13 protein-coding genes are annotated in these 13959 nt (G+C 38.1%); 11 read left to right on the top strand and 2 right to left on the bottom strand.

Features of this window, described 5'->3' with window-relative positions; all coding sequences use genetic code 11:
• Window positions 1-7: 7 nt before the first annotated feature.
• The 10 genes from AA977_RS00825 (at window position 8) to AA977_RS00780 (ending at window position 9569) form a co-directional block, all read left to right on the top strand.
• The gene (locus AA977_RS00825) at window positions 8-1183 is read left to right on the top strand and encodes a molybdopterin molybdotransferase MoeA (protein ID WP_064434206.1); all 1176 of its coding nucleotides are present in this window, start codon (window positions 8-10) and stop codon (window positions 1181-1183) included.
• Window positions 1184-1243: 60 nt separating this feature from the next.
• Window positions 1244-2335 carry a peptide chain release factor 2 gene (prfB, locus tag AA977_RS00820; protein ID WP_033744830.1) on the top strand — a complete coding sequence of 364 codons (1092 nt, stop codon included), beginning with the start codon at window positions 1244-1246 and terminating at the stop codon, window positions 2333-2335.
• Between the two features lie 69 nt (window positions 2336-2404).
• Window positions 2405-3151 (top strand): protein phosphatase CheZ, encoded by a 747-nt coding sequence (cheZ, locus tag AA977_RS00815; RefSeq protein ID WP_064434205.1) that lies wholly within the window; start codon window positions 2405-2407, stop codon window positions 3149-3151.
• Window positions 3148-4413: a peptidase U32 family protein gene (locus AA977_RS00810; RefSeq protein WP_154811902.1), complete on the top strand. Its 1266-nt coding sequence runs from the start codon at window positions 3148-3150 to the stop codon at window positions 4411-4413. The genes cheZ and AA977_RS00810 overlap by 4 nt, the downstream gene beginning before the upstream one ends.
• 18 nt (window positions 4414-4431) lie before the next feature.
• A complete protein-coding gene (locus AA977_RS00805; protein ID WP_001127824.1) occupies window positions 4432-4695 on the top strand; it encodes a tetratricopeptide repeat protein in 264 nt (87 codons plus the stop codon).
• On the top strand, window positions 4686-5159 hold the full coding sequence (locus tag AA977_RS00800) for a CiaD-like domain-containing protein (protein WP_064434203.1): 474 nt from the start codon (window positions 4686-4688) through the stop codon (window positions 5157-5159). Before AA977_RS00805 ends, AA977_RS00800 begins: the two co-directional genes overlap by 10 nt.
• Before the next feature lie 658 nt (window positions 5160-5817).
• Window positions 5818-6495: an acid response regulator transcription factor ArsR gene (arsR, locus tag AA977_RS00795; RefSeq protein WP_000573727.1), complete on the top strand. Its 678-nt coding sequence runs from the start codon at window positions 5818-5820 to the stop codon at window positions 6493-6495.
• A gap of 23 nt (window positions 6496-6518) precedes the next feature.
• Window positions 6519-7865 (top strand): acid-sensing histidine kinase ArsS, encoded by a 1347-nt coding sequence (arsS, locus tag AA977_RS00790; protein WP_064434202.1) that lies wholly within the window; start codon window positions 6519-6521, stop codon window positions 7863-7865.
• Window positions 7866-7874: 9 nt separating this feature from the next.
• Complete coding sequence (gene hemB, locus AA977_RS00785) at window positions 7875-8846, top strand: porphobilinogen synthase (RefSeq protein WP_064434201.1); 972 nt, start codon at window positions 7875-7877, stop codon at window positions 8844-8846.
• Entirely contained in the window at window positions 8847-9569 is a 723-nt protein-coding gene (locus tag AA977_RS00780) for a YebC/PmpR family DNA-binding transcriptional regulator (RefSeq protein ID WP_064434200.1), read from the top strand.
• Window positions 9570-10839: 1270 nt separating this feature from the next.
• Here the strand turns inward: AA977_RS00780 and AA977_RS00775 are convergent.
• Entirely contained in the window at window positions 10840-11742 is a 903-nt protein-coding gene (locus AA977_RS00775; protein WP_064434199.1) for a tetratricopeptide repeat protein, read from the bottom strand.
• A gap of 151 nt (window positions 11743-11893) precedes the next feature.
• Between AA977_RS00775 and rfaJ the strand changes: the two genes are divergently transcribed.
• A complete protein-coding gene (gene rfaJ / locus AA977_RS00770) occupies window positions 11894-12997 on the top strand; it encodes an HP0159 family lipopolysaccharide 1,6-glucosyltransferase (RefSeq protein WP_064434198.1) in 1104 nt (367 codons plus the stop codon).
• Here the strand turns inward: rfaJ and AA977_RS00765 are convergent.
• Complete coding sequence (locus AA977_RS00765; RefSeq protein WP_033614964.1) at window positions 12994-13950, bottom strand: PDC sensor domain-containing protein; 957 nt, start codon at window positions 13948-13950, stop codon at window positions 12994-12996. The two genes, rfaJ and AA977_RS00765, sit on opposite strands and share 4 nt — an antisense overlap.
• Between the last annotated feature and the right edge of the window lie 9 nt (window positions 13951-13959).

Genomic DNA, 13959 nt, shown 5'->3' with positions numbered 1-13959 from the left:
GATAAATATGATTAGTTTTAAAGAAGCTCTAAAAATCCATTCTAGCATTCCCCTAAAACCCTTAGAAACAGAGGTTATTTCCTTGTTTGAAAGCGCAGGGCGCATTCTAGCAGAGGATATTCTTTGTGCTCACGCCTTGCCTAAATTCAATCAAAGTGCTATGGATGGCTATGGGTTTAAAATGCAAGATTTAGGTAAAAAAACTCAAATCGTTCAGCAAATCTTTGCCGGAGATGATGCGAGCGCTTTAGAAATTAAAGAAAATGAATGCGTTAAAATCATGACTGGAGCGATGGTGCCAAAAGGGGTAGAAACGATTGTCCCTATAGAATGCATGCTAGAAAGCCATAAGGATTTCGCCCTAGCCCCTAAAGATTTTAAAATTCATGCTAATATCCGTCAAAAGGGCGAAAACGCTTCTTTAAACAGCGTCTTAGTCCCTAAAAACACCCGTTTGAATTATGGGCATATCGCGCTCATTGCCTCTCAAGGGTTAAAAGAAATCAAAGCGTTTAGGAAATTAAAAATCGCTCTCTTTAGCAGCGGCGATGAATTAGTGCCTTTAGGGCAAAACGCCCTAGAATGCCAAGTTTATGATGTGAATTCAGTGGGTGTTTTTAACATGCTTAAAAACTATAACACGCATTTTCTAGGGGTTTTAAAAGACGATAAAGATTTACAACTTAAAATATTTGAATTGCAAGACTATGACATTATCCTTTCAAGCGCGGGAGTGAGTGTAGGGGATAAAGATTTTTTTAAAGAGGTTTTGAAAGAAAAAAACGCCCTTTTTTATTATGAAAAAGTCAATCTCAAACCTGGAAAACCGGTAACTTTAGCCCAACTCAATCAAAGCATGGTTATAGGATTACCGGGTAACCCTTTAAGTTGCTTAGTCGTTTTACGAGTTTTGATTCTGCCTTTATTGGAGCGATTATCCTTGAATAAAAACTTTGAATTAAAGCCCTTTAAGGCTCAAATCAACGCCCCTTTAAAGCTTAAAAACAAACGCACGCATCTAATCTTAGGCCATTATTCAAACCACCAATTCATTCCTTACAACAACAACCGCTATGAATCAGGAGCGATCCAAGCCCTTGCACAAGTGGATTCTATCGCTTTAATTGATGAGGGAGTGGAATTGGTTCAAGGCGAAATTGAAATTTTAAGGTTTGAAAATTAAAATAGCCTTTAACAATGCTATAATGACCACTTTAAAACCCCACTCATAAAGGTTCTATTTGTGGATAATTACACTTATAGCGAATTGTTAAAAAGCTTGCAAAACAAATGCGATAATATCGCTTTAATCATTAAGCCTGAAAAGATCAAACAAGAATTAGAACGCATTGAAAAAGAGCAAGAAGACCCTAATTTTTGGCAAGATGTTTTAAAAGCTAGAGATACTAATAAAGAAAAAGTGCGCTTAAACCGCTTGCTAGAAACCTATCAAAAAACCAAAAACGCTTTAGATGAAAGCGTGGAATTGTTTGAACTCGCTCAAAACGATAACGATGAGGTTACTTTATCCTTACTCTATGAAGAGGCTCCTGTTTTAGAGCATAGCGTCCAAAAGGTAGAAATTGAAATCATGTTGAGCGGCGAAAACGACGCTTCAAACGCCATTATCACCATTCAGCCTGGAGCGGGGGGGACTGAAAGCCAGGATTGGGCGAGCATTTTGTATCGCATGTATTTGAGATGGGCAGAAAGAAGGGGCTTTAAAAGCGAGATTTTAGATTATCAAGATGGCGAAGAAGCGGGCATTAAAGGGGTAGCTTTTATCATTAAAGGCGAAAACGCTTATGGCTATTTGAAAAATGAAAGCGGGGTGCATAGGCTTGTTAGGATCTCACCCTTTGATGCGAACGCCAAGCGACACACGAGTTTTGCGAGCGTGCAAATTAGCCCTGAATTGGATGATGATATTGATATAGAAATTGATGAAAAAGATGTCCGCTATGATTATTATAGGGCTAGTGGGGCAGGCGGTCAGCATGTCAATAAAACAGAAAGTGCGGTTAGGATCACGCATTTTCCTACCGGTATTGTGGTGCAATGCCAAAACGATAGGAGCCAGCATAAAAACAAAGCGAGCGCGTTAAAAATGCTTAAATCCAAGCTTTATGAATTGGAATTAGAAAAACAACAAAATAGCGCCAAAAATGAAGAAAAAAGCGAGATCGGCTGGGGGCATCAAATAAGAAGCTATGTCCTAGCCCCCTACCAGCAAGTCAAAGACGCTCGCTCTAATATCGCTTATAGCAATGTGGAAGCGATTTTAGACGGCGATATTGACGCTATTTTAGAGGGCGTTTTGATCGCTAAAGCTTAAGTGTGCTAAAATGACAGCTCATAAATTATGGTTGCTATAAAACGCTTTTAAAACGCATAAGGAACGACAATGACACAAGAAGAATTAGACGCTTTAATGAGTGGGGGCGATTTGGAAAATTTAGAAGCTTTAGAGGCTGAGACTAAAGAAGAAGCTAAAAAAGAAACTAAAGAGGAAGTTAAAGAAGAACCCACTAAAGAGAATAAAGAAAGCTCTAGCCAAAAAATGACCGTCAAAAAAGAAGACGCTGAAAAATACGGCAAGATTAGCCCCAATGAATGGCCACCCCCTCCCCCCACTGAAGAGCATAAAGTCGTGCATCAATTAGATGATGTTACAAGAGATTCTGAAGTGAAAGCCACGCAAATTTTTGATCAATTGGATTTGATCGGAGCTAGCGCTGAAAAGATCGCCAAAATGGTTAAAAAAATCCAAGAGCCCCTAAAAAAACACCAAGAAATTTTTGAAAATTTGCATGCGCATTTCCCTAACATTGAATCTTTTAAAACCGCGCTCAATGAGCAACAAGAAATCCTAAACGCCCTAAAAACGATTGAAGAAGAAGCCAATAATTGTTCAGATAGCTCCATGCAAGCGATGGATATTATGCAATTTCAAGATATCCACCGCCAAAAAATTGAACGAGTGGTCAATGTCATGCGAGCGCTCAGCCAATACATGAACTCGCTTTTTGAAGGCAAAATTGATGATTCTAAGCGCGTGAGTTCAGCGACTTATATCACCGGCGATGACGATAAAGATCTAGCCAGCGCTGATGATATTGAAGCGTTGATCGCTTCTTTTGGAGCCAAATAAAAGTGGCGGAATTACTCTCTCCAGCCGGTAATTTAAAAAAACTTAAAATCGCTCTTAACTATGGGGCTGACGCGGTTTATGGGGGAGTGAGCCATTTTTCTTTACGCAATCGTGCAAGTAAGGAATTCACTTTAGAGACCTTTAAAGAAGGGATTGACTACGCCCATGCATTGGATAAAAAAGTCTATGCCACGATCAATGGTTTCCCTTTCAATTCGCAACTCAAACTTTTAGAAGAACACATCTCTAAAATGGCAGAGCTAGAGCCGGACGCTTTTATTATCGCTACGCCTGGTGTAATCAAACTCGCTTTAAAAATCGCCCCGCATATTCCTATCCATTTATCCACGCAAGCGAATGTTTTAAATGTGTTAGATGCGCAAGTGTTTTATGATTTAGGGGTTAAACGCATTGTGTGCGCTAGGGAATTAAGCCTAAATGATGCGGTTGGAATTAAAAAAGCCTTGCCCGATTTAGAATTAGAAATTTTTGTGCATGGGAGCATGTGCTTTGCTTTTTCGGGGCGTTGCTTGATTTCGGCCTTACAGAATGGGCGCGTGCCTAATAGAGGGAGTTGCGCGAATGATTGCCGTTTTGATTATGAATATTATGTCAAAAACCCTGATAACGGCGTGATGATGCGATTAGTTGAAGAAGAGGGCGTAGGCACGCATATTTTTAACGCTAAAGATTTGAATCTCTCTAGCCATATCGCTGAAATTTTAAGTTCCAACGCTATTAGCGCGCTTAAGATTGAAGGGCGCACCAAGTCCAGTTATTATGCCGCGCAAACCACGCGCATCTATCGTTTAGCGGTTGATGATTTTTATCATAACACCTTTAGACCCAACTTTTATACTAGCGAATTGAACACGCTTAAAAACAGGGGTTTTACCGATGGCTATTTGATGCGAAGGCCTTTTGAAAGGCTAGACACTCAAAACCACCAAACAGCCATTAGCGAAGGGGATTTTCAAGTCAATGGCGAAGTAACCGAAGACGGGCGTTTTTTTGCGTGCAAATTCACCACTACCACGAACACCGCTTATGAAATCATCGCCCCCAAAAATGCAACTATCACGCCCGTAGTCAATGAAATTGGCAAGATTTATACCTTTGAAAAACGCTATTATTTGGTGCTTTATAAGATCCTTTTAGAAAATAACACCGAGTTAGAAACTATCCATAGCGGGAATGTGAATCTAGTGCGACTACCCGCGCTTTTACCGGCGTTTAGTTTTTTACGCACCCAAGTAGAGTAAAACAATTGAGAGAATATCATGCCATTAGAAACCATCACGCTCGCTCGTATTTATGAAGAACAAGAGTTTTTTGAAGAAGCGTTGCAAATTTATGCCAATATTTTAAAAAAAACCCCCAACCATCAAGAGGCCTTAAAACAAAAGAAACGATTGGAAAAAATCCAAAACAATCTCGCTTCTTTCAAACATGATGCAATACTAGAGCGGCACTATTTAAATTTTATCAAAGGGGATTGTTTGAGCGTTGAGAATTTAGAAAAATGGCTGGCAGAATGGAATTGAAAAACATTATTTCAGAAACCCTTAATGAAATTGAAAAAATGGCTAAAACGATTGATGATTTTGATGCGGCGCAAAAAACGCCCTCTTTTTTTAAAACGCCCCCTCATTTGCAAAACACTGACGCTGAAACGCCCCCAATGAGTAACACAAAGCCAAAAACCGCCCCTAAAATAGAAACACAAGAAAAAATCGCAGAAGAAAACCCCACGCAAGAAATCATTCACGCGCAAGAAATCATTATAGAAGAAATCGCAACAGAAACCCCAAAGCAAGCGCTAATTCCAAGCGAACGGGTTTTTTTAAAAAACTTACTAGAGAGAACTTTAGTGCTTTTTAAAGGCATGCAAGCTTTAAAAGAAGAGGAAGCGATAGAGCGTTTGGATTTAGTGGCGCGTTTCTTGCAATACCAATTGAGCGTGCTTGAAAAACGCTTGGAGTCTTTGGGGGAAGAAGACACAGAATAAAAATGCTTTTGAGCATTTTTGCAATCGCATACTAAAGAGCTTGACGCTAGTTAAGCGATAACTCCTTAAAGCGGTTTTCTCAAGTTAGGGGGTTTTAGTTGGGGGTTGCAGGGGGAATTATTTCAAAATACCCCCTATCCCCTTAAGGGAATGCGTCTTGTATCTTATGCTATACTAATCGCATGTGGTTTAGGTTGCCTTCACCTATGCTACTAATAGGGGTTTTGTAAAAACAAAACAAACGAGTGCCATTCATTTTCCTCTCTGCATGATTGATATTTCGCCCCTATTATTTTAGCGCTAGTTATTTTTTTCACCTTTTCCACCTTTTTTATTGGCTAGTGCTAAATACTATTACTCTGTTTTAACTGCTCCGTATTTTGTTCATCTTTGAGTAAATCATCGTATTCGCTTGTATTTAAAATAAGGTTTTAAAAGTCCCATTTTTTAAAGAAATAAAAATAAATTTTTAACTTTTCATTCCATACAAACAAAGCCCTAAATTTCCATTAATAACTATGATAATGTTTTGAATTTTTATTTTTAAGGCATCTTTAAGGTATCTTTAGTAATAAAATGCTAGAATTAGTCCCTTAAAACATTAACAGAGTTAATCCTCTTTAAAGTTATAAAAATTATTGAAGGAGTTAGTTGAAATATGATAGAAGTTTTAATGATAGAAGACGATATAGAATTAGCCGAGTTTTTGAGCGAATTTTTGCTCCAGCATGGCATTCATGTAACCAATTACGATGAGCCATACACCGGCATTAGTGCGGCTAACACACAAAATTATGATTTGTTGTTGTTGGATTTGACTTTGCCCAATTTAGACGGGCTTGAAGTGTGCAGGCGCGTTTCCAAACAAAAACATATCCCTATTATTATTTCTTCAGCAAGAAGCGATGTGGAAGATAAGATTAAAGCGCTAGATTATGGGGCTGATGATTACCTCCCTAAACCCTATGATCCTAAGGAATTATTAGCTCGTATCCAATCGTTGCTCAGGCGTTCTCATAAAAAAGAAGAAGTGAGTGAGCCAAGCGATGTGAATATCTTTAGGGTGGATAAGGATAGCCGAGAAGTGTATATGCATGAAAAAAAGCTAGACTTAACCAGAGCCGAATACGAAATCCTTTCGCTTCTCATTAGCAAAAAAGGTTATGTGTTTAGCCGTGAAAGCATTGCGATTGAGAGCGAGAGCATCAACCCTGAAAGCTCTAATAAAAGCATTGATGTGATTATTGGCCGTTTGCGATCTAAGATTGAAAAAAACCCTAAGCAGCCGCAATATATCATCTCTGTTAGAGGGATTGGCTATAAATTAGAATATTGATTCTAATAAGGAGTTAAGGGGTTTTGCGTTTCTCTATCTTTTTTAAAGTTGTCGCTTTGTTTATGATAACGCTCTTTAGTTTTGGAGCGTTCGCTTACTATTTCGTGTCTTCTCAAATCAGCCATGAAAACTATCAAAACGAAATGCGCCATTACCAGTTTGTTACCACCATTAATGAAATTTTAAACAATTACTCTGATTATACAGCTGTGGAAGATTATCTCTATAAAATTGGTTTTAGAGAAACCACGATAGAAAATTTAGAAAAGGTTTTAGCCAAAAGACGCCACCAGTTGCACCATAGAAATATTGGGTATGCGGAAGTGTTTAAATTCAGCGACATGGTTTTTATCCTTTTAAAAAAGAATGAACATTTTGTGCTTTATAAGGATTTGCATTCGGTTTCTTACAGGAATTATTTCTTAGCTATCACAGTGGGTTTGTTGTTGATTTTATTCCTCTTTTTGTTTGTTTTTCAAAGTTTGTTGCCCTTAAGGGAGCTGCGATCTCAAGTCAATCGCTTCGCTCAAGGGGATAAAAGCGTGAGTTGCAAGAGCAAACAAAAAGATGAAATAGGGGATTTGGCTAACGAATTTGACAATTGCATCCAAAAAATCAATGCGATGAATGAATCTCGGATCTTATTCTTGCGCTCTATCATGCATGAATTGCGCACCCCTATCACTAAAGGCAAAATACTAAGCTCTATGCTCAAAGAAGAATTGTCTCAAAAACGCTTCGTTTCTATTTTTGATCACTTGAACATGCTGATTGAACAATTTGCTCGCATTGAACAGCTCGCTTCCAAAAACTACGGGAGCAATAAAGAAAAATTTTTAATGAGCGATTTGATTGATAAAATTGAAAAAATGCTTTTGATTGATATGGATAAAGAAAGCCCTATCCATGTGTCCTCTTCGCATTACATTATTGAAGCGGATTTTGAATTGTTTGCTATAGCACTAAAAAACATGATAGACAATGCAATCAAATACAGCGATGACAAACAGGTGTTTTTGGATTTTATAGGGAATAATTTGGTGGTGTCCAATAAAAGCAAGCCTTTAAAAGAAGATTTTGAAAAGTATTTGCAACCCTACTTTAAGTCTTCTAACCCAAGCCAAGCCCATGGCTTTGGGTTAGGCATGTATATCATTAAAAACGCTTTAGAGGCTATGGAGTTGAAATTGAGCTATCATTATAGCAATGGGAGGATTTGTTTCACTATCCATGATTGCGTTTTTAATAGTTTTTACGACTTAGAAGACGATGAAGAAGGGCTACCCCCCCCCCCCCGAAAAAACTTGAAAGAGATGAAAGGAATGAAAGGAACAGAAAAAGCCAATTGTGGGGCTAAAGAAAAACAATAAAGAGAGAACATGTTCAAACGATTGAGAAGATTACGAAGCAGCGAAAATTTAAGAGCGATGCTAAGAGAAACGCGTTTAAATACCAATGATTTCATCGCTCCCTTATTTGTCATAGAAAGCGATAGTTATATTAAAAATGAAATCAGCTCCATGCCCGGGGTTTATCAAATGAGCATAAAGCCTCTTTTGAAAGAATGCGAAGAGTTAGTGGGTCTGGGTATCAAAGCCGTTTTATTGTTTGGTATCCCTAAAAATAAGGACGCCACAGGAAGCCATGCATTAAATAAAAATCACATTGTCGCAAAAGCCACCAAAGAAATTAAAAAACGATTTAAGGATTTGATCGTTATAGCGGATTTGTGTTTTTGCGAATACACTGACCATGGGCATTGCGGGATTTTAGAAAACGCTTCTGTCTCCAACGATAAAACGCTAGAGATTTTAAACCTTCAAGGGCTTATTTTAGCCGAAAGCGGTGTGGATATTCTAGCCCCAAGCAACATGATGGATGGGAATGTTTTAAGCTTGAGAAACGCGCTGGATAAGGCCGGGTATTTTTACACGCCCATCATGAGCTATTCCACTAAATTTGCGAGCAGCTATTATGGGCCTTTTAGAGATGTGGCCAACTCTGCACCGAGTTTTGGCGATCGCAAAAGCTATCAAATGGATTACGCTAATCAAAAAGAAGCGCTTTTAGAAAGTTTAGAAGATGAAAAACAGGGCGCGGATATTTTAATGGTCAAACCGGCTTTAGCGTATTTGGATATTGTTAAAGAGATTAGAGATCACACTTTGCTCCCTTTAGCGCTCTATAATGTGAGCGGAGAATACGCCATGCTCAAACTCGCTCAAAAACACAACCTGATCCATTATGAAAGCGCGCTGTTAGAAACGATGACTTGCTTTAAAAGAGCGGGAGCGGATATGATTATTAGCTATCATGCTAAAGAAGTGGCTAACTTATTACAAAGGAATTGAATGGGACGAGCGTTTGAATACAGAAGAGCGGCTAAAGAAAAACGATGGGATAAGATGAGTAAGGTTTTCCCCAAGCTCGCCAAAGCGATCACCCTGGCGGCAAAAGATGGCGGGGGTGATCCGGATACGAACGCCAAGCTACGAACAGCGATTTTAAACGCTAAAGCGCAAAACATGCCTAAAGACAACATTGATGCAGCGATTAAAAGAGCGAGCAGTAAAGAGGGCAATTTAACTGAAATCACTTATGAGGGTAAGGCGAATTTTGGCGTGCTAATCATCATGGAATGCATGACCGATAACCCCACAAGAACCATTGCCAACCTTAAAAGCTATTTCAATAAAACACAAGGAGCGAGCATCGTGCCTAATGGCTCTTTAGAGTTTATGTTCAACCGAAAAAGCGTGTTTGAGTGCTTAAAAGATGAAGTAAAAAATTTAAAACTCAGCCTAGAAGATTTGGAATTGGCCCTCATTGATTATGGCTTGGAAGAATTAGAAGAAGTGGAGGATAAAATTATTATTAGAGGGGATTATAACAGCTTCAAGCTTTTAAATGAGGGGTTTGAGAGCTTGAAATTACCCATTCTAAAAGCGAGTTTGCAACGCATCGCTACAACGCCCATTGAATTGAATGACGAACAAATGGAGCTCACTGAAAAATTACTGGATAGGATTGAATACGATGATGATGTGGTCGCGCTTTATACGAATATTGAATAAAATTTGACTACTCCCCTAAAACCAGGGGCTTTACGGTGTTAGGCGGTGAGCAATAAAGTCCCCCTAAGCCCCATTTGTTTATAATAACTTCTCGCTTGTCAAAAAGCGTTTTTTATTGTTGGGCGTGATAAGTTTAGCCTTGATCATTTTTCTTCAATTTCCTAACTCTAGTTTGAGAAAAGTGTCTTTTTACCCTTAAGAATCATTTTTGTATAGGGTATTAACTTTTTGCAAAAACACTCAAAAGCATTTTTAACAAGGAAAAATAACAAAAAGTTTTGTTGCTACAAACTCGTAAAATCCTATAAAGAATGATAAAACTCTTTTCAATCTTTTATTGGATTTTAAACGAAAGCGTGTTATCGTTAGCGAATGATACGCTCACTTTAGGAGTTAGCAAAAGTTTTTAAAGCCGTTAGCGAAAGCGCCTTTAAAATTAGGAGCATGCCCTTTCAGTTCATAAAAAACTTTTTTTACTAGCAACACCAAGCGGTGCGAATGGAATCCTTAAAAACACGCTTTCTAAAGAACAGCAAGAAGACTTAAAAATTGATGGTACCACAAACTAAGTTACTCAATATATCTTGGCTCTCTTTTAGTGTGAGATTTCTGTTTTAAAACTTTTTTAAATTGGATTGAACTCCAAAGAATGAACAAAAAAGCTTACTAAAAAGGATTTTAAAATTAAAGCTTTTAGATTTTTAAAATGCGATTTTGGCTATTTTGCTTCAGGTTTTAAACGCTATTTTCTTAAAGGGGGTTTGAAATCATTCCTTACAACCCTAAACTAAACCCCCTAACCACCGCTTTTATCAAGCGACAACTTGTTAAAATCAAGCCTTTTATTCAATCTTTAAAAAACGCTAAAGACATTTTTAAAAATTATTTAGTGAAACCGCCCCTTTCTAAAGCAAAGGGCTTCCTAACTAAAGCGTCCCAACGGACACTAACCAACGGACACTAACATGAAAAGCTTTGTTTTTGAAAGTCTGCATGGACATTTCCTACCCCCAAAAGACTAGAGGTATTTTGCTATCTTTTAGCTTCAATATAGCCTAACGGCTATGCGCTTGCATCTTCTCGCCCTAAAGGATAGAGTTTTTCGTGCTAGTGGGATAAAGGCGATCTTAAATCCTAAGATTTTATTGCAGTCTCAAATCTTTTAAAAACAAATAAAGACGCTCAATCCCTATTGGAATTAGGGGGGAGTTTCTATAAGATGAGTCTAACGGCTATTTTTAAGCTTTTTTAAGGCTTGTTGCACACCAACTTACATGTCATTTTGTGCATCATCTTGCAAACCATCAGACTTCTTGCCAATCACTTCTAATATTTTACAACTACCGCTAAAGCCTAAAGCGCACCCTTTCTTATAATATAAAGTAGCTTTTTCTAAATCCTTTGGAGCGCCCTTACCCGTGTAATACATCACCGCCACATTATGACAGCCACTCCCCTCTTTAAAAGAACAACCCTTTTTATAGAAAGACATAGCCTGCTCTTCATTTTGGCTGACATTCATACCGGCTTCATACATGTATCCCAAACTCACGCAACTCGCCCCATCTTTTAAATGGCACCCTCTTTTAAAATTCGTAAGGGCTTTTTTCAAATCCTGTTCCACGCCTTTGGCGTTCCTATACATATACCCTGCAAAATTACAACTAATCCCATAATTCAAACTGCAAGCGTATTTAGAAAGAGAAAGGGCCTTGGCATAATTTTGCTTAACGCCCGTGCCATTAAAATACATAAATCCTAAGCTCCCGCAACTCACCCCACCCTTTAAGTGGCACCCTCTTCTATAGTAATATGTAGCCTTAGAAAGGTCTTTTTGCACGCCATCGCCATCTTCATACATAGAGCCTAAACTCGCACAGCTGAGATGATCCCTTAAATTACACCCTCTTCTGTAATAAAAAATGGCTTTTGTGGTATTTTGATCCACGCCATCGCCATCTTCATACATAGAGCCTAAACTCGTGCAACTCACCCCCACTCTTAAGTTGCAACTCCTCTTATAAAACGCCACCGCTTTATGGTAATTCCCTTTCTTAAGGGCTTGATTGGCCATCTTAAAATATTTCTCACCGGTTTGAGCCACCAAATGACTAAGACAGCCTGCCATTAAAAACAAAATCAAAAACCACTTTTTAGTCCAACTCTTTATCATCTCATTCCTTACAAAACTAAGCCAAAGCTCACTTAAAGAAAAATCAGTAAAACCCCAATCTAATTGGTTATTATAGTATAATATTCAAAAAAATAAATTCAACTTTAGACTAAATTTCATTAAAAAGTCTATTTTAGGAAAACAGCTTAAAATGAGTATCACTATTCCTATCGTCATTGCTTTTGACAACAATTACGCTATCCCAGCTGGCGTGAGCTTGTATTCCATGCTAACTTGTGCTAAAACAGAAAATCATAACAAAAAATTATTTTATAAAATCCATTGCTTGGTGGATAACTTAAGCCTTGAAAACCAACACCAATTAAAAGAGACTCTAGCCCCCTTTAGCGCTTTTGCAAGCGTGGATTTTATGGATATTTCAGAGCCTAGTCATTCCACTAGCTCAATAGAACCTTCTGTCATTGATAAAATCCATGAAGCCTTTTTGCAGCTCAATATTTACGCCAAAACGCGCTTTTCTAAAATGATCATGTGCCGCTTGTTTTTGGCTTCTTTATTCCCACAATACGACAAAATTATCATGTTTGATGCGGACACTTTGTTTTTAAATGATGCGAGCGAGAGCTTTTTTATCCCACTAGATGATTATTATTTGGGAGCGGCTAAAGATTTTTCTTCTCCTAAAAGCCTTAAACATTTCCAAATTGAAAGAGAGAGAGAGCCTCGCCAAAAATTTTCTCTCCATGAGCATTACCTTAAAGAAAAAGACATGAAAATCATTTACGAAAACCACTATAATGTTGGGTTTTTAATTGCGAATTTAAAACTATGGCGCGCTGATCATTTAGAAGAGCAATTGCTAAAATTAGCCCATCAAAAAGGCCAGTGCGTGTTTTGCCCTGAACAAGATCTTTTAACCCTTGCATGCTATCAAAAAGTTTTACAATTGCCTTATCTTTACAACACCCACCCTTTCATGCTCAATCAAAAACGCTTTATCCCTAACAAAAAAGAAATTGTCATGCTGCATTTTTATTTTGTAGGAAAACCTTGGGTTTTACCCTCTGCTTTATACTCTAAAGAATGGCATGAGATTCTTTTAAAAACCCCTTTTTATGCCGAATATTCCGTGAAATTCCTTAAACAAATGACAACTTTTTTAAGCCTTGAAGACAAACAACAAACCTTTGAATTTTTAGCCCCCCTACTCAATCCAAAAACCCTTTTAGAATATGTCTTTTTTAGATTGAATAGGATTTTCAAACGCTTGAAAGAAAAACTCTCAAGTTTTTAGCGTTCTCGTTTGGGCAACACGCTATAAGCGAATTTAACATAAATCGCTAAACTGATTAAAAGCACTGCCACGCCAATCGCCAAATACACCGCATAAGTGATTTTATCCGGTTCGCTCACGCTGAATTTAAACACTAACATTAACGCTTCAATGGCTAAAGCGATAATGATAGAGCCTAAAAACCTGATCATCGTGCGATGGATCGCATGGTGGTTATCCCCACTATTTTTACCCAAAACCTCTTCTTCAAAAATCGCCTTGACTAGATCAAAGGTGGCTAAAGCTAAGGTTAAAAGCACGATGGGGTGGAACACTTCTTTAATGTCAAAACTGCTAAAATTAACAATCGCTGTCCAAAAACTAGAAATGCATTTCACAAATAAAAGCAACGACACTAAAGTGAGCATGATAGAAATCATAAAATACATGACCATGCTCCCTTCGCTAAAGGTCCTGAAATACTTTGAAGGCGAGCTAATCTCAATCGCTACTCTTAAAGGAATCTGCAAACACACCACAAACACTAAATCGTTATCTTGGTCATACACCGGATACGACGCGCTCACAATCAAATGATTCCCCCTTTTAGAAGGATAAGGGTCGGTTAAAATGCAACGCTTTTCGTTGATGGCTTGATAAAAAAAATATTTATCGCTAAAGCTGGCATGCGATTCTAATTCAATCCCCTCTGTTAAATCATGCTCTAATAGCCCTTCCTTATGCCCCTGCTCTTTAAATTGGCTTGGCTTAAGCACGAGCATGCCCTTAGCGTCTAAAACAAAAAAACTCTTTGCCATTTTGATTTCAGCATGCATTTTTTTGATTTGTTTGTTTAAATAATCCAAAGTGATTTCAGGGAGGTGGTTGCGGATATTGTGCGAAAACAAATAAGTGAGATAAGCGTATAACTCGGTGCGGATCTTGGAATATTGGACAATGTCTCTACTTAACATCAAAACGCC

Origin of the sequence: Helicobacter pylori (assembly GCF_001653455.1) — a bacterium.
GTDB lineage: Bacteria > Campylobacterota > Campylobacteria > Campylobacterales > Helicobacteraceae > Helicobacter > Helicobacter pylori_A.
The sequence above is the reverse complement of the archived record's forward strand: the minus strand, read 5'-3'. Positions and strand labels throughout refer to the sequence as shown.